Genomic DNA, 26,435 nt, shown 5'->3' on the forward strand with positions numbered 1-26,435 from the left:
ACTATTTATTTCTTAACTTCTTTTTTAGTTCTTTCAATGTTACTTTTTCAACTTTTACAGGAATCGACTGCAAAAATGCATCCCCATAATTTTTGGTCCAGATCCTTGAATCCAAGATAACGAATTGTCCATGATCATGTTCGCCACGGATCAAGCGTCCCATTCCTTGTCTAAAGCGAATAATCGCGCGAGGAAGACTATCTTTTTCAAATACGTTAACTCCCTGGTCCTCTAGTTTCTTCTGCCTTAATCGCACCTCAGGCTGATCTGGAGACTCAAATGGAAGGCGAGCCGCAAATACGGTATCAATACTACAATCGTGGAAATCAATTCCTTCCCAAAAACTATCAGCTCCTATAATAATTGCTTTTTTAGCAATTACAAATCTTTTAGCAATTCGATTGTTGGAACCTGACATACCTTGGGCCAAAATCTCAAAGTCTTTCAGCTCAGGTGCATTTAAAATTTCAGTAAAGACATCATGAATCTTATCAAGATTAGTCATTAAAACCAACACGTGATTTTTATCTGCTAAATCGTTAACCATAATTTGAGCAATGTCTTTTTGATAGTCTTCACTATCTGGATTAGGCATATTAGTTACAGCAAAAGCTTCCAAATGTTTCTTCATATTAAAGGTACTCTTGCCAATATACTTAACTAAATTCATCTTGCTCAAAGCCAACTGACTAATTGCATAATCAAAATTATGATCACTAGTCAATGTAGCACTGACAAATGCAATATGATCAAAACGACTATAAATTTGATTAAGAACATCGCTTGCATCAAGCATTAACCAATCTAAGTTAGTACTGAGCGGATCCTCTGGATTAGTGATCATCAAAATAAAGCCATCTTGAGCTAAATTCTTTTGATCGGATAACAAGTCGGCCAATTGATAGCCTTTTTCAGAATAATAGTCTAACCGATCGATTTGCTCAGTAATGTCGCTAACTAAAGCTTCAACATTTGCCAGCATTCTTTCTTGCTCATGATAAAGTTCAAACAAAGTCTGATTGGTTAATTCTCTAACCTCTTCTAGTTTTTGTTGAAACTTAGGCAATATTTGTTTAAAACGACTATCTTGATTGAATAAGCCCTTACCCTGAAAACTAAGTTCAAGAGTCCCGTTAGGCAAGTTAACCTTATTGATGGCATTATCATGCTGTGCATAGAGTTGTTTTTGCAACTCATTAATCAAATTGATTAACTCCAAGATCATAGGATCTAGCTTAGTCAATAAGAAATTGATCTGCACATTATCGTTAAATTGGCTTTCTACGCTGTCATTTGAATAATATAGCAAATTGCGTAAATGACTCAGGACACCCCAAAGTGATTCAAAACGCATGGAATCATTGCGAGAACTAATTACATTATCCGCAAAACGGTGAGCCTCATCAATTACCAAATAAGGATTTTGACCCCAGATAGTATCCATATAGTGGTTAGCCAGATAAGCATGATTGGTAACTAAAATATCGGCTTCTTCTTGCTTACGACGAGCCAAATTCCAAAAATCAACTTCCGCAAATCGACTACCCACACGAGCATCCCCCGGATGTTGGATCTGAGCAAATAGCGGTGTATTGTAATTGGTTAAATTCAACTCATCCAAATCGCCAGTCTTAGTTTTGGTCAGCCAAACCAAAATTTGCATCTGCAAAATCAAAGTTGACTTATTAGGCGTCCTCTGGAAAATCGTTTGCACAAAACCATCTAGGTCTAGATAACGACTACTTGATTTAACAACCTCAGCCTTCAAATCAAGCTTTGTCACCTTCAGTAGCTGTGGAATTTCTCTTTCCATTACTTGTTCTTGCAAAACCTTAGTTGGTGTCGCAATTACCAATTTTCTTCCTGAATATAACTGATAAGCATAAGCAAATATATAAGAAAAAGTCTTCCCCGTACCGTTAGGCGCTTCTACCAACATTGCGTTTTTCTCAGGATTATTAATGAACTGATGCAAATGATTGATTAAATCAACTTGTGCTCTACGAAAATGTAATTTTCCTTTAAACAGCTTACGCTTATCATTATCATTTTGCGGAAATGTGCCATTTTCGCCATGACTGTCAAAATGCTCATTTTGCTTTTGCAAAATAATGTTACGTACCTGCATATATTCTGCAGGTAACGGCCTTTTTTCTTGTCTTAGACTATCCGCAATCGTTGTGATTACCCAAGATGTATCTCGAATTAAGCCATGTGACAAAGAACTTAACGTATTAAGCGTTGCTTGAGGTAAAGTTGCAAGCTGCTTAATAATTTTAATTAACAGCACAGCTGTGCCATAGGCATCTGAATCAGCCTTATGCGGATTTAAATGTTTAATTTCAAGTTGAGCTGTTAAATCGCTTAACTTATACGATGGTAAAGTTGGAAAAGCAATTTTAGCTAATTCAACCGTATCAATTGCTTTATTGGTTAACGCATCATAGCCATGTTGCGTTAATTCATAATTCAAGAATGGCAAATCAAAATCAACATTATGAGCCACAAATACCGTATTTTGCAAAATTTTGATTATTTTTGGTGCATAAAAATCAAAATCTTTTTGCTTTTGCACATCTTCATTACTAATACCAGTTAAATTAACAACAGATTGAGGTATTTCACGATGGGGATTAATCATAAAAGAGTAAGTTTTGACAACTTTAAGATTTTTAATAATTGCACACCCAAACTGAATAATGTGATGGCCATTTTCTCGTTGAGTTCCTGTAGTTTCTAGATCCACTACAGCAAAGATATCTTTTGCGAATATTTTTGCCATCCTGCTCCTCCCTTCTTGTTTACTTAACTTCTACTGCTTGTTTAGCATCAAGCAAAATTAAATACTTTCCAATTACTTTCTTAGTACTAAATTCATTTAATGCTCGTTCATATAAACGAAGCTGTCCGGTATATTTTTCTTTAATTAATTCTATTGCTTCATCTAAATGCGATTTGTCTACATGATCAGTTTTGTAGTCAAACAAAATAATACCATTATTTATAATAAAATAGCCATCAATCGTACCATGAACCAAAATTTTTGCATTTGGATCACTAAAATCATCAAACAAGGTTCTGGCAGACAGCAAACTAGAGAAATCAACTTCTCTTTTTAAATCTTCTGGTCTTTGCCAAAAATCTTTAGCAAAATCACTATGGACAAACCATTCAATTTGATCTTTTTTAAGACTCGAAACAATGTCCGCATTCAATTTCTTCTGTTCAATTAAATGCTGAATCTCTTGCTCAAGCTGTTCATCACTTCCGTCACCAGTATAATCATAGTATTGCAAAATCAAGTGTGTGGCAGTACCGATCTCCGCCCCGGTAAACTTAGTTTGATAGAGGAAACTTGGTTTCGTATCGATCGGCTGCAAATACCGGTTAGTTGAGGCCAGCAAATGCGAATTCTCCAGCTCCGCTTCATCTGGGTCATTGAAGGCCTTTTTAATTTCAGAAACAGCCTGGTAAGCAGTAGTTGCAATTGCATCTTTAAAAGGATAATCAAATTGATAAAGCTTAGTAGCAGTTTCTGTCAGTGTTTTAATTTCTGGCTCGCTATCTTTACGAGTTTCCTTTTCTTCATTGACAGCATTATTTGCAATTGCATCATCATCTGAAAAATCTACGAAGAGAATTGGCTGACTCTGATCAAGCGAATTCGTAATATCACTAATTCTCATTGCTACACGACGATCAAAAGCTAATGCGGGGCCCATAAAGCTTAATGGTGTTGTTGCAGCTAATTTATCTGCCAATGATAACTGACCTTCATGATCCAACTCGTTAGACCAGTCTTTGACCTTTTTATCAAAACTAGGAATATCACCAACCATAATTAACTTTTGCTTAGCTCGCGTTAAAGCTACATAGAGAATACGAGCTTCTTCTTCAAGCAATTGTCTTTTCTTAGTAATATTACCCATTGCCTTAACTAAGGAGTCAATTCGATAATGCTCCTCTCTTAAGGTAACACCTAAACCATCAGCATTAATGACATAGTTACCCTTTAAATCGTGCAACTGATACTGATGATGCATCCCTAAATAAAAGACAATTGGAAATTCCAGACCCTTAGAACCGTGGATAGTCATCAATCTTACTGCATTTCCCGCCTCTTTAGTTAAAAGCGGTTGAGCTAAATCCTTTTGACTTTGACGCATGCGATTAATAAAGTTGATGAATTGATATAATCCTTTAAAGCCAGCACTTTCATAAGAAGCAGCTCTCTCATAAAGTGCTTCCAAATTGACCCGACGCTGCTCACCATTAGGCAAAGCAGTCATGATTTCTAACAGATTGGTTCGTGTATAAATACTCCAAATTAATTCAGAAATTCTGTGCGTAGTCGCAAACTCACGCAACGATGCCAATTGATTCAAAAAGTCTTTGCATTTATCGCTGAGCTGATCTCCCACACCAACATATGAAGTAAGGGCACTATAAAAACTGCTGTTTTTACTCTTAATTCTAATCTTAGCCAAGTCTTTTTCACCGAAATTAAAGAGTGGTGAACGCAAAACCGTAACTAGAGGAATGTCCTGATCAGGATTATCGATAATTTTCAGATAATTCATAATGACAGTTAATTCGAAAGTTTGAAAATAATTCTCGGCATCAGTCACAAACAAGGGGATATCTTGTTTGGCAAATTCCTGCATGATCTCCAGATTATCACCATGACTTCTAGTCAAAATAGCAATATCACTGTACTTCATCTCACGCATTTGTCCGCTTTTACTATCGAATACCTGCATGCGCTCTTCTTTTAGCTGCTTAATTCGTGCTAAAACCATTTGGATTTCTGAAAAATCGACCTTATCGCTGTTTTCGTCTCCACCTCTTTCTTTTTTATGAATGATTACCTCACTAGCCTTAGGCAAATTGCTTGGATAATATTTGGCACCAAAAACCAGTTGTCCTTCTTTTTGATAATCGATTCCACCAAAATTAGGACTCAAAATGCTATTAAACAGATGATTGACGGTACGAGTTACAGGTTCGGTTGATCTAAAATTATCCGAAAGCAAAATACGTTCTTCATGTTCGTTTTGTTCTTGAGCAAAATCATGGTACTTTCTTAAGAACAAACTAGGTTCAGCTTGTCTAAAGCCATAAATTGACTGCTTCACATCCCCTACCATGAACAAGGTATTCTTCCCTGGTTGTCTAACCTGTTGAATAATATTTTCCTGCAGAGCATTAATATCCTGATACTCGTCAACCAGAATTTCTTTAAATTTACTTTGATAAAAATCTCTAGCCATCTGTGAGCTAGACGTATCCTGACTGAGAATGCGATAGGCTAATTGCTCCATATCACTATAATCAATCAAGTTTTCATCACGTTTTAACTTGTTAAAACGCTCAATTAGGGCGATTTCAGCTTGCGCAATCGCAGCTACGATCTTTTGACCATCTTGCATTACTTTTACTTGTTCTTTTTCATCGGTGGCAAAAAATGCCGTAAAGGTATCAAAGACCTGACTTTTGGCTTCATCTTTTAACTTTTGCAAATCACCGTAGAACTCTAGCAGATCTTCATCCCATTTACTCGACTTGCGGTATATACCATTAAAAGTACACAAACGCAGCAAATCTCTTTGCTCATCATATGGTTTATCCTCATCCAAGGCTGCCAAGAAATTCTGTAAGTTTTGATCAAACAAACTGAAGTCTTCTCTGACTTTTTTTAGTTCCTTGGTTTCAAAGATAGTCTCTTCTAAGCGCTCATTGATTTTATTTTCTAGGCCCTTAAAACTATCTAATAAGTATGGCTTAATTTGGTTTTGCCATAAATTAGACTGAGTAATCTCAGCTCCAGTTTCATACACCTCTGGCAATTGCATTAACCAGGCATGATATTCTGGCTTAGCCATCGCATAGTTATACAAATCTAATAACAAATCTCGCGGACTGTCAGCATCCCGGTCACCAGCAAAATTATCATAAAAACGTCTAAAGTCAGAATCCTTATTAGTTAAAAATTCACCTTCAACTTCTCGCAAAGCACGTTCTTTTAATAAAGCTGCCTGCGTTTCGTCGGTTAGAATCTGAAAACTAGGATCTAAATCTACTGAATAATAGAAACGATGAATTACTTCAAGACAAAAAGCATCAATAGTTGAGATATTGGCAGTATCCACTTGATTCAGTTGTTCTCGCAAGTATCTCCGATTGACGCCTGGCTTAGCCATTTCTTGCGTCAAGGCATTCTTTATTCTCGTTTTCATTTCTTCTGCAGCTGCTTTAGTAAATGTCACAACCAACAGTTCACTTACTTGCGTTCCTGCCAAAATTTCTCTCAAAACCCGTTCAACCAAGACTGTAGTTTTACCACTACCAGCCGAAGCTGAAACTAAAATATCGTGTCCACGATCATTGATCGCTTTTTCTTGCTCTTTAGTAAATTGTGGCAAAATTAGTCCTCTCTTCCTAATCTTTCTTTGATTTTAGCTAACAGATCTTTTTTCTTCATATTACTGATTTCATGGTATTGATTTTGTCTAAGCATCGCATCAAAGAAGAAGATATCCTTGAAGTCTGAATAAGTTAGAGCATTTTGTGACTTACCATATTTATATGGATTCAAACTAATCTTACCGGACAGAATCTGACTTGATGCTTTCTTGATCAAATATTCATCATACTCTAACAACAATTCAATTTCTTCTTCACTGAAACTACGATTGGCAGGCAAACTAAATCCACCTTTAGCTTTAGTTTTAACACCAGTATAAAGCTCTGAAACCTGCTTAGTGCTTCCTTCTAGTAACGGTTCAGCTTCCGTTAAAATATCCGGGTCGTTACTGATGATGCCATTGTACATCAATTTAGGCTTGCTATCAGTTGCAGCTTGACGAAGATTCATAGAACTATCGATCAGCTTATTGCTGTTCAGTCTCTCTAACTGTCTAGTAACTGTTTGATAAAATGCACCTAATAACGACAATTGATCGCTTCCGGCAAAAAATTGATTATTATTAGCTAAAACATCTAGATATGAAACCATCTGTAAGGCGATGCCATTGTAAAACATACCTAAATCAAACTTTTTAGCTGATGACTTGTAGTCAATAACCTGTGCTAATACTTGATCCTTGTCGGCAAAGTTAGCCAAATCTACCCGGTCCATTTTTCCGCGTAAATCAACATGGTGATTGCCTGATAAATCAGGGACTGCAAAACTAAGACCTTTAAGACGTTCTCCTACCCCAAAACTTAATTCAGAGTACTTAGCTCTAAGTGGCGTTTTAGTTAGTGACTTGCGCCAATTGTGAGCTACTTTCGAGGTTGTATGATCCAGACATTTGAACAAATACTGATTAAACGGATCATTCATTAACTGGGCATATTTTCCTTCATCCTTCATGACTTCTCTCACAGAATTAAGCATACTTTCTAGCTCAGTACTATTAAGATCAGCCAAATCAAGGTGACGCTTATTAAGTTGCTTTACTAAACGGTCAAAGGTTTCATGGAAGTAATTGCCCGCTTGAATTACATCAAATTCATTTTCAAACCGGCGTCGTAATCTTAAACCATAAGTTAAGAAATATTCATAGGAATTTTTATAAAAAGTTTCTAGTTGAGAAACTGATGCGTTTAGATTTTCACCATATAACTTAGTAGCTAGTTCTTCACCAATATCCTCTGGTTGATTATCAAATTGACTAGCACCTAAAACAGAATCCGTTTTCTGTGGCAATACTTTTTGAGTCAGCTGAAGCAATTTAGTAATCGCTGACGACTTAGCTAATGAGTTCATATAAGCCAAATAACCTAAACTGGCATCTGCATTTGTAATAAATGACAAGAGATCCTGCATTTTTTCTGGCAAATCATGCTGCTCAAATTCACGAGCACCATAGTCGCTTAAGCGTTGATAATAGATAGAAGAATTTAGCGTCTCATTTGATGCATTTAAGACAGGATATGACACATACACACGGTCTTGAGCTAAGGCCAGTGATAAACCAAATTGGTAGTTTTGATCCAAATTATTTAATTGTTGATTATCTTCCAAATATGAATCTGAACTAAAACTATCCTGCAATTGAGCTAAGTTTTCAGTGGTTAAAAAGCCTGGCATCTTTTGAATAGCTGGCAAATTACCGCTAGTTGCACCAATAATGAAGACCTGCTTATAGCCACTAGTCTGAACCATTCCGATTTCAGATAAGTTAACTGCATCAAGCGTGGATGGAATTTGCGAGAAGTTAGCCTCCTTAAAGGCATTAATCAACATATTGAAAAATTCATCCATATTAAATTCTTCAGGATTAATCATTAAATAGTCACTAAGCAATTGAATCAACAAATCCCACAATTGCTCTGGCTGTTGTGCTTGTTGCAAGTCTCCAGCATTATTAGCGTCATCACGCCATTTTTCTAGTCTAGCGGCAATTCCATTTTCGGTTAAAAAGTCAAAAAAGATCGTTAATGCCTTTTGACTATCTTTCTCTTGTGCTAATTTTTCAAATAAATTAGTTACTTTATCAACCAGATAACCACGCAAGCGATCAATCTTAGCAACTTCTTCATCCATCTTATCCAGACGAATGACTTCCGCATTCACAAAGTCAGAAAACTTTTTACGCCACAAACCGTGATTAATACCGTGAGCCAAGACAAAATTTTCTAATTCATCGACATCATGAATATATTCGGCTTCTTCTTTATACCAAGACGGAATAAGCAAATGCGTTTTTAAAATTGCTAGCATACTCGAAGTAGTAAAAGGATTGCCTTTTAAATCATGCAGATTAAACAGGTTTTCAATTAAAACAACTAAAGGGTGATACTTCATCTCTTGCTGCAAGTCATTGAAGAAAGGAATTTTATTCTGCCTTAAAATTGGCGTTAAGTAAGTCTCGTATTCCTTTAAATCTGGTGCCAAGATCAAAAAATCATGATAACGGTAATTGTTTAAAGCAACCTGCTGATAAATCGTACGTGCAACAAAATATGCTTCGGCATAACGTGAATCTGCTTTTACCAACTGTACTTGATTTAAATCGTCAGTTTTTGAAATTGCTTCAGTCCATAAACTATTAAGTATTTCGCGTTTTGTTGGTTTTGGTGAAAGAGGGAAGCTGTTGACCGTATACTCCATTTTTCTTTCTTGCAAAAATGAAGTAAAACGACTGATCGTCTGCTGGATTACATAGTCGTAGTCGCCCTCTTCGGCCTGCGGATTAATGTCACCTAGCCTTGTTTTGAAAGCCAAAACCACATTTTTAGCCTTGCGCATCAGCAATTTAATAGTTAAAGTTTCTTGCAATGAAAAATGCGAAAAATCACAGAAATAAAAACTAGTATTACCCAGGTTTTTATTCTTAGCCAAAATTTCATTCAACTGAACTTGAACTTCATTTTTGGTAGAAAATTTACCTGCAATTTCTTTAATAAAAGCATCGTAAATAATCCGTAAATCGTGGACCTTACTCTTAGTTTCTTGATCTAAACTATCTTCATCGATATCTTCTAAATTTACGTTGCCATCATAAATTTGTAAAATAGTACTGTACAACTGATTAATTAAACCAGTATTTGAATTTTCAAAGATGGTTAGCTTATCTTTTTCTTGTTCTACGATATGCGTAAGCAGCATTGCACTTGCCGCATCATCTAGCTGTGTAGGCAAGCCTTGTTCCGCATCTTTTAAGAAGAACCAAGCAAGACGAGAAAAAGAAAGGACGTGCAAATTCTTAACTGCCGTCTCACTTTGATTTTTACTGATTGCAAGTTTATTAATTGCCCTAACTTCTGTGGTAAACTTAATATGATTAGGAACAATGATAAAAGTTTTATGTTCTGGATGCTGCTGATAATTCCGCACTGCTTCTTCCAGAATTTTTTCTTGTAATGGGTCGGTTTGTCTTCCTGTTAGAATTTTGATCATTTGTTCGTACTCCTTGTTTAATATTCTAGCACAACAATGTTCTATCTTTTATTAAATCTATTTTAAGGATGATTAAATAATGAAGTGTAGTTTTTTAGCTCACGGGAAAGTGATTATTATTGGTGAACACTCTGTGGTTTATGGCTATGATGCTTTAGCAATGCCCATTAAGGCTTTGCATATTAAAACCACAGTTGAAGATTCTGATCAAATGTGGATGGATACCACACGCTATCATGGTCCTTTCTTCGATGCACCAGATGAATACAATGGACTTAAATATGTGGTTAAAACCATGCGTGAAAAAGCCAAGAATACCCAGCCTTTAAAAATCACTTATACAGGTGAAATTCCGATGGAACGTGGTTTTGGTTCCAGTGCTACCGTGGCGCTTGGTACAACTAAAGCATTAAATCAATTTTTCAATTTAAACTTAACCGAAAAAGAAATTATGGCGGTTACTAACCATGCCGAAATGATTAATCACGGCAAAGCCTCTGGTCTTGATGCTGCTACTGTCAATTCAGACTATCTAGTATTTTTCAATAAGGAAATGGGTCCTAAGATGCTTAAAGCAAAACTGGGTGCTACCCTTTTAATCATGGATACTGGGCAATTAGGCAATACTAAAGAAGCTGTTACCCAAGTAAGATCATTACTAGATAAATCCGAAGCAGCCAAGAACAATATGAAGCGTTTAGGTGAATTAGCTGATTTAACCAAACAAGCTTGGCTTAAACAAGATAGTCTAACAGTAGGAAAAATCTTTAATGAAGCACAAGAAATTTTGCATTCTTTCAATATTTCTACTGCTAAGATTGATCAATTACAAAAAATTGCTTTAGCTAACGGTGCTTTAGGCTTTAAACTCTCTGGTGGTGGCCTAGGCGGGATCACTATCACATTATGTAAAAATCAAGAAATCGCTAATGAAATAGCAGCTAAGTGCCAAGATATCATTAGTAACAGCTGGATCGAGGAAATTTAATGACAAAAACTGCACGAGCACATACCAACATCGCCTTAATCAAGTACTGGGGCAAAAAAGACGCCACTTTAAGAATTCCGTTGATGTCGAGTCTATCAATGACGCTTGACGCTTTTTATACCGATACTTCCATTGAAAAAGGAACAGACACAAATGAATTCTATTTAAATGATAAAAAGCAATCTTTTGCTAACAGCCAACGCGTTTTTAACTATATTGAGAAGTTGCAACAAAGATTTAACTTAGATAAAGAAAATCTTGTAATCAAATCTACCAATCACGTTCCAACAGCTGCAGGTCTTGCTTCTTCTAGTTCCGCTTTTGCGGCCCTGGCGGCAGCTTTTTGCGCCTATTATCATATTGACGCGGATAAAACCTTATTATCACGTTTGGCTAGAATTGGCTCAGGTTCCGCAAGTCGTTCTGTTTTCGGTGGTTTTTCCATTTGGCAAAAAGGCGATTCCGATGAGACTTCTTACGCTTATGCTTTAGATGAACACCCTAAAATAGATCTACATCTACTTGCAATTGAATTGAACACTAAACAAAAGAAAATCTCATCAACTCGTGGCATGAAAGATGCTCAATCTTCCCCATTCTTTAAGCCATGGCTTGCACGTAATGAACTTGAACTAAACAAGATGATTAGCGCTATTAAAGATGAAGATTTCACTGTCCTAGGCGAACTAGCTGAACTCAACGCTAATGAGATGCACGCAATTAACTTAACCGCTCAACCAGAGTTTACTTATTTTGAACCCGATACCATCCAAGCTATAAAATTAATAGAAAATTTACGCCACAAAGGTATTGAATGCTACTATACTATTGATGCTGGTCCAAATATTAAAGTACTCTGTCAATTAAGAAATATAAAAGAAATTATTGAAAACTTTGAGTCAGAATTCAATAATGTTAAGATAGTGAGTGCAAGTTTTGGTCCTGGAGTTACTTATTTGGATTAATTTGTACATAGAAAGTTAGATAGATTCGAGGATTTAATTCTTTTGATAACAGAAAAAGCACCTGGAAAGTTATATATTGCCGGAGAATATGCAGTTTTAGAGCAGGACTGTCCTGCTGTTTTAGTAGCGGTTAATCAATTCGTACGCGTTTCAATCACCAAAAGCAAAACTTCTACTGGATTGATTCACTCTAAGCAGTATTCACAGGATTCTATCCACTGGGTTCGTCGTGGTTCTAAGATGGTAATTGATAATCGTGATAACCCATTTGAGTATATTTTGTCTGCAATTTCCTTTACAGAACAATATTGTATTGAACAAAATATCAAGATGAAAGTATACGATCTGCATGTTAATTCAGACTTGGATTCTGCCGACGGTAAGAAATATGGTTTGGGCTCAAGCGCTGCTGTTACTGTAGCCACTGTTAAGGCTATTTTACATTTTTATGGCGTAAAAACGAGTAATGAGCTTGTTTACAAGCTTTCAGCCATCTCTCACTATTCCGTTCAGGGCAATGGCTCCGCAGGAGACATCGCTGCTAGTGTCTATGGTGGTTGGCTTGCTTACCAAACCTTTGATAAAACTTGGCTAAAACATGAACTTGATAAAAAGACATTGTCTGAAGTAGTTAATGAAGCTTGGCCTGGCTTAAAGATCCAACTGCTCAACCCACCTAAGGATATGAAGTTGATGATCGGTTGGAGTCAAAAGCCTGCTTCTACTTCTCGCTTAGTTGATGAAACTAACGCTAACAAAGCTGCTTTGAACATGGAATACAAGAACTTCTTAGCATCTTCTAGAGCCTGCGTTTTAAAGATGATCGCTGGTTTTGAAGCAAACGATATTTCATTAATTAAAAAACAAATTCGCGCTAACCGTAAATTATTGCAACACTTTGCTAAGATCAACCAAATTGCCATTGAAATTCCACGTTTGACTCAATTAATCAGAATTGCGGAAGACTTTGGTGGAGCTGCTAAGACTTCTGGCGCAGGCAATGGCGATTGCGGTATTGTAATCACCGATTCTAATACTGACGTGGCCGCTCTTGAAAGCGAATGGCGTCATAATGGCATTTTGCCCCTTAATTTTAGAGTTCACCAAATAAGTTTAGTTCGTTAACGGAGAATATATATGTCAACTAGATCCGAAAGAAAAGAAGAACATCTGAAACTAGCTCAGATGTTTTTTAATAAGCAAAAATACAATAGTTTTGATCAATTACATTTACTTCGCCCTGCTTTGCCTGAAACCAAAGTTGATACTCAAATACTAGGTGTAGAGATGTTTAAAAAACGCGTCTCTGCGCCTTTTTTTATCAATGCAATGACTGGCGGCTCTCAAGAATCTAAAGTCGTAAACAAAGCCCTAGGCCATGTAGCTGCAAAAGAAAAGATTGCTCTTGCATTAGGATCTGCTAGCATCCTTGCTAAAGAAGAAGATCAATTAGATAGTTTTTATGTAGCCAGAAATGAAGATTCTGACGGTGTTTTAATAATTAATATTAATCCAGAAACACCCGTAGAAGCTACTAATAAAATCATTCATGAGTTAAACGCTGATGCTTTGCAAATTCACCTTAATACGGTTCAAGAAATCGCTATGCCCGAAGGTGATCGCAACTTTTTCTGGTTAGATCATATTAAGGCATTACGTGATCAAATCGATCTTCCGATTATTATTAAGGAAGTTGGTTTTGGTTTAGATGAAGCAACTATCCATACTCTAAAAAACGCCGGCATTGAATATTTCGACATTGCTGGCAGTGGTGGCACCAATTTTGCTCAAATTGAAAATGCTCGTAATTCAAGGGATGTATCATATTTAGAAGATCTTGGTCTCTCTACAGTTGTTTCCGCATTAATGGCGAAAAAAGAAGACGTCAACTTCATTGTCTCTGGTGGCGTACGTAATCCTTTAGACGTATTAAAAGGATTAGTACTAGGTGGACAATACGTCGGCATCTCCAATGTCTTTTTACAAGAATATAATCAAAATGGTGTTGCAGGCTTAGAGCAATTTATCTCTGCTTGGAAAAACGAACTGGCTGCCTTAATTGCTATTTATGGTCAAAAAAGTCTTGCATCCCTACCTCAAATCAAAAAGTATTATGATCTGCCTTTGAAAAATCAAATCGATCAGTTACTTTAAATCTTTTGATTAGAGATAATCTCCTCATGCTTTTTAATATGCTCTATTCGTTCATCATCTTGTGAGATCAGCAAAAGAAAGATAGCTTCAATCATAGTAAAGGCAGCTACTCTTGAGAAGTAATACTGCGTTTGCAAAACTGTTTGTCTGACAGCAGTTTGCAAGTGATAATCTGCTTCCAGTGCGATCGGTGAATCAGCTCTATTAGTAATTGCAATCACTCGAATTCCCTGCTCCTTAGCAACTTTAATTTGCTTAAGCAGTGCTGCGGATTCACCAGAATTAGAAATCACGAGTAAACAATCTTGAGCAGTTAGATTCATGCTTTGAGCAATGGCAGTTTCCACATTACCGCCTGAAGCCATCGCAAAGATGCCAATTTGATTAAATTTATAAACTGCATCTTCAGCTACAGGATATGTGTCACCTTCTGCCGAAACTTGAACTATTTTGCTACTAGTTAACAAATCTAGTACTTTCTTTAATACCTGACTATCAATATTATTCAAAGTAGCTTCTACTTCTGCTACTTTATTATCACCGATCTGCTTTAATGCAGTTTTTAAGTCATCCTTTGCAATTTTTTGCAAAGAATGGCTTTTTTCATTGCCAGAAACTTGAGCCAATTGAATTTTCAAATCGTGAAAACCGGTTAAACCAAGATTATGGCAAAAACGCGTTACTGAAGCACCACTAACGGCTGCAGTTTTGGCTAGTTCAGAAATTGTACTATTAACGATCTGTTCTGGATCAGCCAAAACTTGCTTAGCAACTTTTTGATCACTTTGCGACATGGCTGGCAATTAACTATACATTTTATCAATTATTGTTGTCATGTTGTTCACTTCCTACTAAAAGTATATCATGTGAAAATAATTTACACATTTATTTTAAAAATGTAAATTTTTATTGACTGTAAATTGTTTTCATCGTACTATCGCTTATGTAAATTAATTACATGAATAATTGCTATATAAAAATTATTTACGAGGTTATTTTTATTACTACGATTAGTGAACTGGCATTGAGCAAAATAAAAAATGGTATGCCCGTTAGCTTAGGCGGTGGCCACAACGTATTCAATCTAGCTCAAGCTATTAAAGAAGCTAAATTAGACATTCAGCTCTGTTCTCCTTCAGAATTAACTAGACTTAATTGTAAATCTATCGGATTACAGGTTGATGCACTCGATAGAATCAATCATGTTGATCTAGCTTTTGATGGTTGCGACAGTGTTGATTACAATCTCAATGCTTTAAAAAGTGGTGGCGGTATTCATTTATATAAAAAATTGCTGCACAAATGAGTGATGAATATATCTTACCCTTGCCTTCTGAGAGGATTCACAAAGAACTATCAAATAAGATTCCATTATGCATTGAAGTCGCTCCATCAACGGTGAAACAAGTAATCAATACTGGTGAATCTATGGGCCTAAAGATGGAAATTTGTCAAGGATCTAAAGTGGCATCCTTAGCTAGAAGCCCACAAGGCAATTTACTCGTTGATGCTCTCTCGTCTACATGGACCGAGATCGACAATCTGGTCTCTAAACTTAACGATCAAAATGGCGTGGTAGCAACGTCCTATTTCAAAAACTTGGTTACCTCGCTCATTACTACAAATGAAAACAATGATGCAATTGAGCTAAAGAAAGGTGATTTAAAATGACAAAATATAACTGGGGAATGATTGGTACAGGTTGGATCGCACATGAAATGGCTGACGCTTTGAACACCGTAAATGGCGAAGTTTACGCAGTTGCAGATGTCAACGAAGAAATGCTTAAGAAATTCGCTACAGAAAAGCATATTAAGAAGACCTACACTGATCCAGATAAAATGATTGCTGATCCTAACATTGACATCATTCATATTGCTACTCCTCATACTTTCCACTACGAGTACATCAAGAAAGCATTGAACGCTGGTAAACATGTTTTTTGTGAAAAAGCAATTACAGTAAACGCACGTCAATTTGATGAAGTAGAAAAATTAGCTAAAGAAAAAGGCTTGATTTTGACTGAAGGCTTTACCTTGTACCATATGCCTATCTACAAGAAGATAACCGACTTAATCAAAGCCGGTAAATTAGGTCAAATCAAGATGATTCAAGTTAACTTTGGTTCTCTGAAAGATTATGATCCAAAGAACCGCTTCTTTAACAAAGATTTAGCTGGTGGTGCTTTGCTCGATATCGGTGGCTACGCAACTGCTTTTGCCAGAACATTTTTAGATGAAAGCCCTGAAAGCATTCTGACTACAGTGAAATTCTTTGAAACTAGCGTAGATGAACAATCAGGCATCATTATGAAGAACACTAAGGATCAAATGGTAGTTATGGCTTTGGCCATAGAGCTAAACAACCAAAGCGCAGTGTTGTTTCAGGGACCAAAGGCTACGTTGAAATTAATCAATATCCACGTGCTACTGAAGCAGATATTACCTACACTGCCAGTGCTCATGAAGAAAAGCATGACAAGATTACGGCTGGTAACAGCGACAAGGCCTTAGAATACGAAGTACAAGATATGCAAAGATATATTGATCAAGGCCATGACGATGGTCAACTTCAAATGTCACACGATATCGCTCACATTTTGACTAGTGTTAGAACTTCATGGGGGATGAAATATCCTTTTGACGATGAAAAATAATTAATTAATATAAACTAAAAACAGCAGATGTCGTAACATCTGCTGTTTTATTTTACATAATCAAAAATATTTTAATTTAGATTAAGTAAACGCAAAATTTCTTTTTGCACTGTACTTTCATTGCTTGAACCAATAATTTGATCAGCTGCCATTTTAGCTTCTTTTAAAGCTGTGGCAGTGGCATAGCTGCGTCCTGCATACTTAAGCATCCCTACGTCATTGCCACTATCACCAAAAGCAACCATTTCACTTGGTTTAATACCCAATTTTTGACTCAAATATTCTAACCCGACGGCTTTATTCATGCCTTTCGTCTGCATATCAATCGAGTCAGCCGCACCAGAAACAAAACCAATTTCAGGATATTTTTGTTTTAATTGCTCTAGCACAATTGGTATCTCATCTTCCGGTACTGTTAAACTAAGCTTGAAAATTCGGTCATCGATTTCATCAAATGAATCAACTACCTCCAAGTGTTCAACATACTTCTTCATTTCTTGAACATAAGCTGGATCATTACTCTTTTTGACGTATGCACTAACTAGCCCCATAACAATTGCTGGATAATGATACTCATCCGTAATCTTGAGCAAAGTTTGATATAACTCATCACTTAAAGCATCAACGTGCAAAATTTGCTTTTCTTGAGCTACCAAGGCACCGTTTTCTGCCACAAAATAAATCTGATCAATCACATCAGGAAAACGTGTCATCAAATTAGCATACTGATTGCCACTTGCAACAACAAACTTAATGTCTCGCTTGCGCATCTCTTTAAATTCTCGTTTAAAAATTTCACGATCATAATCTTTGTCGTCGTTAAGCCACGTACCATCCATGTCTGTTGCAATTAATTTAATCATTTTCTCAATCCCTTTGGATAAAAGTTCTTCAAAACTTGATTACCAGCAACTTTACCAAAACTAAAGATCATCTTTTTATAGCTTACCAAAACAAAACCACGTAGATCGCTCTTTACTTTGATAGTCTCACCGTGTAGATAATCTTGATATTCTTTGTCATCAGCTAAATCAATCACGCGCTTTTGTTCTACTTGACCTAGCACTTCAGCCAATTGATGTCCTGGCTCAAAGCGCTTTTTCTTTAAAACACCCAGTTCTACACCGTTGTTTAAAATATGTAATTTAGTTTTACCAGTGAATTCAATTGCAGGTACAAAAACATGATCATTGCTTACCAGCGCCTTTTTACGCCAATCAGCTAGTTCTTCAGGCAAGTTGAACTTATCGATTGCCTCGCCCACTAGTTCTTGTTCATTCTTGGTCAAACACAATGCATTACGCTTATTTTTCTTATTTTTAAGCTTTTTCTTGGCAACCTGTTCTATTTCACCTGGCTTTTGCAAAATCGCCGCAAATTGCCCTTCACCAACGCCATCTTGTGGCCAAAAACGCAATGTCCTGGTTAAGTCAGGATTATCATTGCCCCATTCTGGACGACCGGCACTAATGCGCTCATCCTTTATTTGACTGTCTAAAATAGTAAAATCATATTCTTGGGTGAGCCAATTTACGATTTTTTCATCTTCTTCTGGTGCAAACGTACAAGTTGAATAAACCAAGCGACCACCTGGTTTAAGCATCTTTACCGCTTCAGCCAAAATCATTCTTTGTCGTTGAGCGCAAGTTAACACATAAGCTTGTGACCAATAATCAATCGCTTCAGGGTTCTTTCTAAACATCCCTTCCCCACTACATGGTGCATCAACTAAGATTACATCAAAGAAATCAGGAAAAGCTGCAGCCAAATTTTCTGGCGTTTCATTTGTGACTAAGGCATTACTAATGCCCCAGCGCTCTACATTTTCACGCAATATTTTGGCTCTAGAAACAGAGATCTCATTAGCAACAAGCAGACCCTTATTTTCTAACTGCTCACCTAAAGCTGTGGTTTTGCCTCCTGGAGCAGCACAAAGATCCAAAACCTTTTCACCCGGTTTAACAGTACTAATTGCGGCAGGAAACATGGCTGCAGGATCTTGAGAATAAACATAACCACTTACCCATTCAGGATCTTCACCACTAATTTCACCGTAGTATGCATGCTTAATTTCGGGCACTGGATTATCTAAACTGTATGAAATTTGCGTTTTATTTTTTAAAGTATTTACTCTAAAGGCCTTTTTACTGCTCTCATTCATAGCAGTAAACATTTTTTCTGCTTGTTCTGCCCCCAGTAAATCACGATATTTGTCTTTAAAATCTTTTGGCAGGTTTAACAATTTTTCTATCCTTTCTCGCTAAGCAATAAATTGTCACACAGAATGCGGCAATGAATATCAGCCAACTAACTATCAACGTAATGATAAGAGAACTATATGTAGAATAAAAAGCATGATATCTCAAAAAGATATACGTAAAGATGCTTAAAGCACCCTCTATCATGAATAAACGTACGCTTCGGTTGATTACCCAGTTACGCAATAAATCTCCGTGCAGACGCGTTAATTTAGCTTGTCGCTTAATTAAAATAGCTAGCAATACATTGCCGCCAATACCAAATAGTTCGGCAACAAGCAACAGCAAAATATAAGGTACAACTGACCAACAATCACGGTGATGCTCTTTAACAAAAGATGGCACGTGCAACTGTGCGTGGTAATGTTTGGCAATTCTGTCTAACACATTAGGTGCACCATCAATGACTATCCGATAATTTCTTAATTGATCCTTGGCAGTTGGTTGATCAATCCCAGTACTTAGGTAATATTTATCCATTTCTACTTGAGGATAATCTTTAAATTCACCAATTACTGAATAGTAATTTTGCCCCAAAACAACATATTTATTGTTTTGCACATTAAGCAAATTAACTTCAGTTGCTGGACCTAAAACTGCAAAAGAAACCTTGCCCTTAAAATCATCTGGAGAAAAGTAGCGTCCTTCTTCTGTCGGCAGACTCTTAACAGTATGATTAGCCCACACTAAAACCTGCTTTTTCTCATAATTGCTATCAAGATGCAGCTGCAATTGATGGTTGGCATAATTTTTATCTATGTAACGCAAAAATGAACTAATACTTTCTTTGCTATTAGTTCTAAAGTAGCGAGTATTATTTGTTAGTCCGTGTGCTTCTAATAATTCATCCGCATGGCCTGAATCAATATTAGAGAGCATAGTCCCCATACCCAGAAATGCCAATAGCGGTATGAAAAGCAATAAAATCTTTTTAAAATTCATTATTTATCTAATTTCAAATATCTGTTCATCAATAAAATCATAACTCTTAAACGAACGATTTATTTCTGCTAACTCCGGCGTCTTTTTAAACCAGTCGCTTCGCCAAAACTGGGGCGAATTTGTTGCCCCGTCTCGCTCTCCTATAAACAATAAGTAACTTGATTTATTATACGTCCGCCAAGCCTTAACTGTCTTTAAATCGCTTTGACCAAAATTTGGTGACCACGAACACAAAACTAGATCTACATCACGATATTTCTTAATAGCGTCGCTAGCTGCTAAATCTAGCACTTGGTGAAATGGTTCTGAACCAGTTTTAGAGGTCTTAGCCCATTCTAAAGAATCTGTACTAATCACTTCTATGCCAACTTCTTCAAGTGCTTTAGACCAAAAAGCATTTCCGGCCATAATTTCTAAAGCTTTTGTAATACCAAGTTTATCTTTAATTAAACCGGCAGTTTCTAGATTGGCAATAGACCAAATGCCATATTCTAAAGATAGGTACTGACGACAATTATTGAATAGATTATTAATTGCCGTTAAACTGCTTCTTTTGTCTTCACCAATATCTGCTAGAATATCTTCAAATTGATCTGGCAATAACCCCAGCATATTTGGTGCTTGAGGCAAGGGCTTTTGCTTTTTTACATAATTATCAATTTGTCTTATTTCGTTAACCTGACGATGAACAATTTCATTATCTAGTTCTTGATCAAGTTGATTAATTTTCGTTATATATTCTGTCATATCTTTATACCTACTTAATGATTTTAACATTCAAAGCGCTAGAAATCAGTTATAATAAAAACAGTAGGTAATATAAGGAGAATTTTTATGGCAGAAAATACCAAAAAGAAAAATGATGACGAAAGCATTGGTCGCTTTGTTCTCGACATCATTATTATGTTTGCGATTCTGATGGGAATCTACTACTTCATTTTTAGCTTTTTCCTATCTAACGAAACGGTCTCAGGTCCGTCGATGCAACCTACTTTTGAAAACGGCGACCGTTTAATTGCGGTACGCCACTTCACTCCTAAGCGAAACGATATCGTCATTTTGAAGGCTCCAGATCAAAAAGGTGCGCTTTATATCAAACGTGTAATTGGTACACCTGGTGATATGGTTACTTCCAAGAACGATAAGCTTTATATCAATGGTAAAAACATCCCTGAGCCATATTTAAATAACAGCTACGAAAGAAAAGCTCACAAGCTTGGCGAGCTTTATACCAACAATTTCACTTTAAAAGAACGAGTGCCAAAGGATTCATACTTCGTCATGGGTGACCACAGAGATGTATCAAAGGATTCACGGTACTTCGGTTTTGTTAAACGAAGTGCTCTTGTTGGTCGAGTAATCTTCCGTTATTGGCCATTCAACCAGTGGAGAACATTTTAATTAGCTAAAAATTTTATTTTTATGGACAGTTTGGTTAAAATTGAGGTGTAAGGAGAAATTATTATGAATGAGCAACAAGAAGAATTAACAGACGCAATTATTGATTTTCAAGTAAAGCACCATGTAAATGATACTGATTTGGCTTTTACTAGTCACCTTTCAGTTGAAAAAGTTCACGCTATGAAAACTGGTGAAGGTTCATTTACTGCTGAAGAAGTTAACCAAATTTATGACTACATGTCTGCCAATGCTTAATTAGTTATAGATGTATGAAAAAGCTCCATTTTCGTGTGTGAAATGAAGCTTTTTTCTTATCCATTTTTTCGTGCCACTTTTTAATTTGCACAATTCTCTTCTTAAAACGAATCTCATTGCCCTGCTCACTTGGATGATAGAATTGACTGCCCTCTAATTCCGGCGGCATGGTTTTCATGTTAGTCAACTTATCTGGTGCATCTTGAGCATATTGGTAATCCTTGCCATAATTTAAATCCTTCATCAGTTTAGTTGGTGCATTTCTAATTTGAAGCGGTACAGGTAAATTGCCCGTTCTCTTGATTGCCTTTTCCGCCTCTTGTTGAGCAACATAAACTGAATTCGATTTCGGTGTGCAAGCCAGATAAATGACGCATTCAGTCAGATGCACGCCGCATTCTGGCATTCCGATAAATTTACAAGCTTGAAAAGTATTAATCGCTACGTTCACTATTTGTATCGGCTAGACCCACATCTTCACTAGCAAATCTGACTAATCGACGCGCAATATATAAAGTCTAACATGCGATTCACCCAGTAAACTGCAGCAACAACATCACTATTACGCATTGATTTGTGCAAGGCCGAGATTAAGTTATAGTGTTCATCACCTTTTTTATCATAGCGTAGAGACTTAGTGTTGATTAACTGTTGCACTACAACTACCCTCTTCTTACCATTTAAAACGGCATTTTCACGCGTATTCAGGCTGCTGCGTGCATCCCCATTGCTAAATTCCGCAATCATACGCAGATTTTCATCAGATATTTGGACATCTAATCCAGGAAATCCTGCTTGGTTATTAATAGCATTTTTCAGCAAATGAATAATATCATCAGTTGATAAAGAATGAAGAACGAATGCTTTTGCACGCTGAGCAACGCTGAATTAACCTCAAATGATGGATTTTCAGTCGTTGCCCCAATTAAGGTAATGCTTCCACGTTCGACAAAGGGCAAAAAGGCATCTTGTTGTGCCTTATTAAAGCGATGGATTTCATCGATAAAGACAATCGTCTTTCCCGTTCCAGGTGGTCCCCACAAGATCAACGAAGGAACACGATCTTTTTCAATCAATTCGCGCAAGATTTTGCCAGGGCCTATCAAATCATCCTGCCCTACAAATTCAGACAGATTCTGCGACCTAACACGATCTGCTAGCGGTGTACTCTCATTTTCATTGGCTAAGGAAAAAAGCGATTCTTCCTTCATAATTTTTACCTCGAAACAATTATAACAAGAAAAAAAGCAATCAATTAATGATTGCTCTCTCTTATCTATTTACAATTTTAGGTTCAATCCATTTTCTAACAAACAAGATATCGCATAGACCAAATACTAAGTCTACTATCAATAAAAGAAGATCATCTAACCAGATTGGATCATATGACTGAAGTACTTTATTAGTATCAACCAAGTTTTGTAAGTGAGAAAGGACGATTAACCAAACATAAACAGCAATAATTACTAAAATCGCCATGATCAAAAGTCTAATCCATAAGGTGCTCTTTACAGGGAGTTCATTAGAAACAATTCTTGAAACAAAGTTGGCAAAACTTACAAAGAAATAAATAAACAAAATAACTAATACTACAAATAGCCAATAGAATTCAAAAGATACATTGATTCCTGGCACATTTGGTGTAAGAGGAAATAAGCCAAATTGACTAAATGCTTCTGCCACACAATTTGGTCCCATAGTAGGAATAAGCAGAAGAATATTTATAACTTGTTGCAATAAGAAGAAAACACCACATGCAATTAAGCTACTGAATACATTAGCTAAATAAGTCTTTCTTTCATCTACAGCAGCTAAGTGCCAAGTTTGACTCATATTGATCTTTTCGTTTTGCCAGCAAGTAACTGCACAAAAAGCAATATCAAAATAAATAGTTAAAGTAGCCATATTATAGCGCCAAAAACTACCTAAATTATGAGTCGGCGTATAAAAGAAAGATAAATCATAATTACCGGTTCCCCAAGCGAATATTGAAAGAAACGCTATTGTAAACAAGTTAATGACGAAAAGCAAATAAATATATCTACTTTTCTGTACCCACATTTGTTTGAAAAGATTACCAAAACTAGTCAACTCATTCATCCCCTTCTAACGATTAACTATTTTAGGCTCAACGAATTTCTGAATAAGAAGACAATTAATAATGCCTAGCAAAATTGCGCCAATCCAGTATTCAAGCGCAGAAACTCCAAGAGTATCAACATCAATAGCTCGATGGGTTCTAGCAAATAAATGATTAGTATACATGGTTAACACTTGATCGTTGATTCGCAATGCAATAATCACACCAACAATTACCAAAATAGCCATTACAACTAATCTGACTGCAGTAGTATTTTTCATTGGCAATTGGTCAGCAATGGTTCTAGTCAAAAGATTGGCTAAGCTAACAAAAGCAAAGATAATTAAACACAATCCAACCAGAGTTAATAGTTCTTCAATAAGAGACCAGGCAGACTCAATAAAAGAAATATTTGCACCAAAACTTGTACCAACGAAAGGATTGATATGATGGCTAAAACTGTCAATAGTTACTACGACTAAACCTATTACAATTTGAATAACGAAGATATAAGCACATTCAACTATGCTAGAAACAATATTAATGATCCAAATTTTACTACCAGATGCTGGAATCAATTGCCAAGTCTGACTTAAATTGATTTTTTCATTTTGCCAGCACATTAGGCCTAAAAAGGTAACATCGGCAAAAAATGTAGTAAGTACACCCAGACCCAATATCAAGTCCCAAAGATTGTCACTTCCAATAAATCCGCTAGCAACATTATTAATGGGATTGCCATCGCCTTTAAAAATGACTCCCATTAAGAACATAAATGCCACGGCAAAGGTTTGGATTAACAAAACCAGATTAGCATACCGACGCTTTTGTAAAAACATTTGTTTAAATAAAGCTTTAGTACTTGTCATAGCGGCCTCCTAGTTCTGTTTAGCTTCAACGAATTTATTCAAAAGGAAAATATCGATTAAAGTAATAATTACATCAAAGGCCAAAAATTCTAGTACGACTGACCAAACTCCTGTATCACCAGAACCAAAATCAAATGGCGTAAATTGACCAATCACAGAAAATAATGTACTTGATGCATAGACCAAAAGCCAGACAATCATGATCACTATGATTAATCTAACAAAAAACATCAAGGCTTTACTTGAACCATTAGGCAAAAAATCCATAATGCTTCTGCTGCTTAAATTAATCAAGCTAACAATGGCGTACCAAGCATAGCCTAATAAGATTACTAGTAATAATCCGCCTAGTAGTTGGCCCCAGGTCTGAGCACTAATATCAAAGTTGCTTCTTTGAAGAGCTTCTTTAATTTCTTTACTTGATAAAAGCAAAGGTAGCGACATTACTACAGCAGTTACAAACTCTAAAATACCAAGCCAAATGTATGAAAGAAAAGCTGTACCAAAGTTGCTTAATAAAAATTTGGTATCACTGATTGGAATTAAACGCCAAGTTTGACTACGGTTAATTCTTTCGTTTTTTACGGAAGAAACAATCCAATAAACGAAATCCGCCACAAATGATGTCATTAGCATCATTACTGCAAACATGAATAAGAATTCTACCACCGGGTTAATTGTTTCCCGTGCACTTTCCACTACTATTTCTTGAGCATGACCTCCAGCAGAGACCATCATCATGATCGTGAAGCACAAACTAGCAAAGGCCTGGATTAAGTAAATTAAATAAACTGACTTGCTTTTTTCTTGAAACATTCTGTTGAACAATGTATTAAAACTAGTCATTATTCATCATCCTCATCTGCATAAAAGCTCTCGTAGTATTCTTCAATTGACTTGTGGTTTTGTCTGATATCGTCTGCTGATTTATGCTCTAAAACTGTATTGTCCTTAACGATGACTACTTCATCAAGCAATGATGAAATCTCATTGACAAAGTGATCAGAGACTAAAATAGTAGAATTTTCGTCTTTCCACAAAATAATTGAATTGATGATCTTCTTGCGGGCCATTGCATCAATGCCGCCAAATGGTTCATCAAGCAAATATAAATCTGCCTTACGTGCAAAAGTCAAAGCAATGATTAGCTTTTCACGCATACCACGAGACAATTGACTAAGTTTCATCTCAGGATCTAACTTCATGAATTTGCGTAATTCATCAAATTCATTTTCATCAAAATCTTGAAAGATCGTAGCGTAAAAGCGAACAATTTGCGCAATCTTAGTTGAATCACTGAAACCTGTTAAGCCATCAGTAAAAGATAATTTAGCCTTTCTTTCAGCTTCTTTAGTTGCACCAGCTAAATCAATCTGTCCCTTATAATTCTTGGCCACTCCAGCGATAATACGCATTAAAGTTGTTTTACCTGCCCCATTTTCACCTAATAAGGCCACGATTTTGCCTGACGTTAAAGTTAGATCAACATCTTTTAAAATTGTTTTTTGATTTTTCTTGTAAGTTAAATCTTTAATAATTAATAAATCACTCATTATGATCCTCACTATCTTTCAAGTACTCTGTTAGTGTTGAGACTAATTTGTCCTTTTTAATACCTAATTTTTCCATATTTTGTACAAATTCATCTAACTCATTGTTGATGAGAGATTGCTTTGTTTTAGAAAGCAATTCCGTATCTTCAGTAACAAAATTACCTTCGCCACGCTTGGTATAAAGAATGCCTTGTGTGTTCATTTCCTGTAAAGCACGTTGAACAGTATTGACATTAACAGTCAATCCCAATGCCAACTTTCTAACCGATGGAATCTTCTCACCGGCCTTCATCTTACCTAAAGCAATTTGACGATATAAATATTGCTCAATTTGAAGATAAATAGGAATATTATCCTTAAATTCCATTAACTCACCTTCTACATATACTGTATTATTTATCTATTAC

Annotated in this window: 19 protein-coding genes and 3 pseudogenes; 8 read left to right on the forward strand and 14 right to left on the reverse strand. The window is 36.2% G+C overall.

All coding sequences use genetic code 11. The features are described 5' to 3' along the window. Position 1: 1 nt before the first annotated feature. From LA20531_RS00680 to LA20531_RS00690, 3 genes are read right to left on the reverse strand one after another with little or no spacing between them, the layout of a single operon-like run. A complete protein-coding gene (locus LA20531_RS00680; protein WP_056940036.1) occupies positions 2-2,782 on the reverse strand; it encodes a helicase C-terminal domain-containing protein in 2,781 nt (926 codons plus the stop codon). 19 nt (positions 2,783-2,801) lie between these two features. Beyond that, positions 2,802-6,422 (reverse strand): helicase-exonuclease AddAB subunit AddA, encoded by a 3,621-nt coding sequence (gene addA, locus LA20531_RS00685; RefSeq protein WP_056940037.1) that lies wholly within the window; start codon positions 6,420-6,422, stop codon positions 2,802-2,804. A gap of 2 nt (positions 6,423-6,424) precedes the next feature. Beyond that, positions 6,425-9,907, reverse strand: coding sequence for a PD-(D/E)XK nuclease family protein (locus tag LA20531_RS00690; protein WP_056940038.1), 3,483 nt, complete (start codon positions 9,905-9,907; stop codon positions 6,425-6,427). 79 nt (positions 9,908-9,986) lie between these two features. Between LA20531_RS00690 and mvk the strand changes: the two genes are divergently transcribed. Genes mvk through fni form a run of 4 tightly spaced genes read left to right on the forward strand, consistent with a single transcriptional unit; the run spans position 9,987 to position 14,014 of the window. Beyond that, positions 9,987-10,895 (forward strand): mevalonate kinase, encoded by a 909-nt coding sequence (mvk, locus tag LA20531_RS00695; RefSeq protein WP_056940039.1) that lies wholly within the window; start codon positions 9,987-9,989, stop codon positions 10,893-10,895. Further along, positions 10,895-11,860: a diphosphomevalonate decarboxylase gene (mvaD, locus tag LA20531_RS00700; protein ID WP_056940040.1), complete on the forward strand. Its 966-nt coding sequence runs from the start codon at positions 10,895-10,897 to the stop codon at positions 11,858-11,860. The genes mvk and mvaD overlap by 1 nt, the downstream gene beginning before the upstream one ends. A 42-nt stretch (positions 11,861-11,902) precedes the next feature. Then, complete coding sequence (locus tag LA20531_RS00705) at positions 11,903-12,985, forward strand: phosphomevalonate kinase (RefSeq protein WP_013438053.1); 1,083 nt, start codon at positions 11,903-11,905, stop codon at positions 12,983-12,985. Positions 12,986-12,997: 12 nt separating this feature from the next. Further along, a complete protein-coding gene (gene fni / locus LA20531_RS00710) occupies positions 12,998-14,014 on the forward strand; it encodes a type 2 isopentenyl-diphosphate Delta-isomerase (protein WP_056940041.1) in 1,017 nt (338 codons plus the stop codon). On the opposite strand, the gene LA20531_RS00715 is transcribed toward fni, so the two are convergent. Then, positions 14,011-14,808, reverse strand: coding sequence for a MurR/RpiR family transcriptional regulator (locus LA20531_RS00715; protein ID WP_236704151.1), 798 nt, complete (start codon positions 14,806-14,808; stop codon positions 14,011-14,013). The two genes, fni and LA20531_RS00715, sit on opposite strands and share 4 nt — an antisense overlap. 251 nt (positions 14,809-15,059) lie before the next feature. Here LA20531_RS00715 and LA20531_RS00720 point away from each other — a divergent pair. Both LA20531_RS00720 and LA20531_RS00725 read left to right on the forward strand, forming a co-directional pair. After that, positions 15,060-15,685, forward strand: a pseudogene (locus LA20531_RS00720) (ribose-5-phosphate isomerase A). Then, positions 15,682-16,670 (forward strand): annotated as a pseudogene (locus LA20531_RS00725) (Gfo/Idh/MocA family protein). The pseudogenes LA20531_RS00720 and LA20531_RS00725 overlap by 4 nt, the downstream one beginning before the upstream one ends. A gap of 71 nt (positions 16,671-16,741) precedes the next feature. Here the strand turns inward: LA20531_RS00725 and LA20531_RS00730 are convergent. The 4 genes from LA20531_RS00730 to LA20531_RS00745 are packed head-to-tail and all read right to left on the reverse strand — an operon-like array spanning position 16,742 to position 20,617. Then, positions 16,742-17,533 (reverse strand): Cof-type HAD-IIB family hydrolase, encoded by a 792-nt coding sequence (locus LA20531_RS00730; protein ID WP_056940042.1) that lies wholly within the window; start codon positions 17,531-17,533, stop codon positions 16,742-16,744. Next, positions 17,530-18,912 (reverse strand): RsmB/NOP family class I SAM-dependent RNA methyltransferase, encoded by a 1,383-nt coding sequence (locus LA20531_RS00735; RefSeq protein ID WP_056940043.1) that lies wholly within the window; start codon positions 18,910-18,912, stop codon positions 17,530-17,532. Before LA20531_RS00735 ends, LA20531_RS00730 begins: the two co-directional genes overlap by 4 nt. Then, positions 18,887-19,870 carry an ABC transporter permease gene (locus LA20531_RS00740; RefSeq protein ID WP_056940044.1) on the reverse strand — a complete coding sequence of 328 codons (984 nt, stop codon included), beginning with the start codon at positions 19,868-19,870 and terminating at the stop codon, positions 18,887-18,889. Before LA20531_RS00740 ends, LA20531_RS00735 begins: the two co-directional genes overlap by 26 nt. A gap of 3 nt (positions 19,871-19,873) precedes the next feature. Next, positions 19,874-20,617 carry a hypothetical protein gene (locus tag LA20531_RS00745; RefSeq protein WP_013438060.1) on the reverse strand — a complete coding sequence of 248 codons (744 nt, stop codon included), beginning with the start codon at positions 20,615-20,617 and terminating at the stop codon, positions 19,874-19,876. Positions 20,618-20,704: 87 nt separating this feature from the next. Between LA20531_RS00745 and lepB the strand changes: the two genes are divergently transcribed. Together lepB and LA20531_RS00755 are read left to right on the forward strand one after the other, a co-directional pair. Next, on the forward strand, positions 20,705-21,271 hold the full coding sequence (gene lepB, locus LA20531_RS00750) for a signal peptidase I (RefSeq protein ID WP_056940045.1): 567 nt from the start codon (positions 20,705-20,707) through the stop codon (positions 21,269-21,271). Positions 21,272-21,334: 63 nt separating this feature from the next. Continuing rightward, the gene (locus tag LA20531_RS00755; RefSeq protein ID WP_056940046.1) at positions 21,335-21,526 is read left to right on the forward strand and encodes an LBP_cg2779 family protein; all 192 of its coding nucleotides are present in this window, start codon (positions 21,335-21,337) and stop codon (positions 21,524-21,526) included. 4 nt (positions 21,527-21,530) lie between these two features. On the opposite strand, the pseudogene LA20531_RS11970 reads toward LA20531_RS00755, so the two are convergent. The 6 genes and pseudogenes from LA20531_RS11970 to LA20531_RS00785 form a co-directional block, all read right to left on the reverse strand. Continuing rightward, positions 21,531-22,737, reverse strand: a pseudogene (locus LA20531_RS11970) (replication-associated recombination protein A). A gap of 61 nt (positions 22,738-22,798) precedes the next feature. Further along, positions 22,799-23,626, reverse strand: coding sequence for a hypothetical protein (locus LA20531_RS00765; RefSeq protein ID WP_056940047.1), 828 nt, complete (start codon positions 23,624-23,626; stop codon positions 22,799-22,801). A gap of 6 nt (positions 23,627-23,632) precedes the next feature. Then, positions 23,633-24,475 (reverse strand): hypothetical protein, encoded by an 843-nt coding sequence (locus LA20531_RS00770; protein ID WP_056940048.1) that lies wholly within the window; start codon positions 24,473-24,475, stop codon positions 23,633-23,635. 9 nt (positions 24,476-24,484) lie between these two features. Further along, a complete protein-coding gene (locus LA20531_RS00775; RefSeq protein ID WP_056940049.1) occupies positions 24,485-25,321 on the reverse strand; it encodes a hypothetical protein in 837 nt (278 codons plus the stop codon). Then, positions 25,321-26,028 carry an ABC transporter ATP-binding protein gene (locus LA20531_RS00780; RefSeq protein ID WP_013438066.1) on the reverse strand — a complete coding sequence of 236 codons (708 nt, stop codon included), beginning with the start codon at positions 26,026-26,028 and terminating at the stop codon, positions 25,321-25,323. Before LA20531_RS00780 ends, LA20531_RS00775 begins: the two co-directional genes overlap by 1 nt. Beyond that, the gene (locus LA20531_RS00785) at positions 26,021-26,395 is read right to left on the reverse strand and encodes a GntR family transcriptional regulator (RefSeq protein WP_056940050.1); all 375 of its coding nucleotides are present in this window, start codon (positions 26,393-26,395) and stop codon (positions 26,021-26,023) included. The genes LA20531_RS00780 and LA20531_RS00785 overlap by 8 nt, the downstream gene beginning before the upstream one ends. Between the last annotated feature and the right edge of the window lie 40 nt (positions 26,396-26,435).

It is taken from the genome of Lactobacillus amylovorus DSM 20531 (assembly GCF_002706375.1).
Taxonomy (GTDB): Bacteria; Bacillota; Bacilli; order Lactobacillales; family Lactobacillaceae; genus Lactobacillus; species Lactobacillus amylovorus.

What these genes read in the sequence shown, in the direction of transcription:
- LA20531_RS00680 (WP_056940036.1), bottom strand. Translation starts at nt 2,782, where the DNA reads ATGGCAAAAATATTCGCAAAAGATATCTTTGCTGTAGTGGATCTAGAA.
- LA20531_RS00690 (WP_056940038.1), bottom strand. Translation starts at nt 9,907, where the DNA reads ATGATCAAAATTCTAACAGGAAGACAAACCGACCCATTACAAGAAAAA.
- mvk (WP_056940039.1), top strand. Translation starts at nt 9,987, where the DNA reads ATGAAGTGTAGTTTTTTAGCTCACGGGAAAGTGATTATTATTGGTGAA.
- mvaD (WP_056940040.1), top strand. Translation starts at nt 10,895, where the DNA reads ATGACAAAAACTGCACGAGCACATACCAACATCGCCTTAATCAAGTAC.
- fni (WP_056940041.1), top strand. Translation starts at nt 12,998, where the DNA reads ATGTCAACTAGATCCGAAAGAAAAGAAGAACATCTGAAACTAGCTCAG.
- LA20531_RS00715 (WP_236704151.1), bottom strand. Translation starts at nt 14,808, where the DNA reads ATGTCGCAAAGTGATCAAAAAGTTGCTAAGCAAGTTTTGGCTGATCCA.
- LA20531_RS00730 (WP_056940042.1), bottom strand. Translation starts at nt 17,533, where the DNA reads ATGATTAAATTAATTGCAACAGACATGGATGGTACGTGGCTTAACGAC.
- LA20531_RS00740 (WP_056940044.1), bottom strand. Translation starts at nt 19,870, where the DNA reads ATGAATTTTAAAAAGATTTTATTGCTTTTCATACCGCTATTGGCATTT.
- LA20531_RS00745 (WP_013438060.1), bottom strand. Translation starts at nt 20,617, where the DNA reads ATGACAGAATATATAACGAAAATTAATCAACTTGATCAAGAACTAGAT.
- lepB (WP_056940045.1), top strand. Translation starts at nt 20,705, where the DNA reads ATGGCAGAAAATACCAAAAAGAAAAATGATGACGAAAGCATTGGTCGC.
- LA20531_RS00755 (WP_056940046.1), top strand. Translation starts at nt 21,335, where the DNA reads ATGAATGAGCAACAAGAAGAATTAACAGACGCAATTATTGATTTTCAA.
- LA20531_RS00765 (WP_056940047.1), bottom strand. Translation starts at nt 23,626, where the DNA reads ATGAATGAGTTGACTAGTTTTGGTAATCTTTTCAAACAAATGTGGGTA.
- LA20531_RS00770 (WP_056940048.1), bottom strand. Translation starts at nt 24,475, where the DNA reads ATGACAAGTACTAAAGCTTTATTTAAACAAATGTTTTTACAAAAGCGT.
- LA20531_RS00775 (WP_056940049.1), bottom strand. Translation starts at nt 25,321, where the DNA reads ATGACTAGTTTTAATACATTGTTCAACAGAATGTTTCAAGAAAAAAGC.
- LA20531_RS00780 (WP_013438066.1), bottom strand. Translation starts at nt 26,028, where the DNA reads ATGAGTGATTTATTAATTATTAAAGATTTAACTTACAAGAAAAATCAA.
- LA20531_RS00785 (WP_056940050.1), bottom strand. Translation starts at nt 26,395, where the DNA reads ATGGAATTTAAGGATAATATTCCTATTTATCTTCAAATTGAGCAATAT.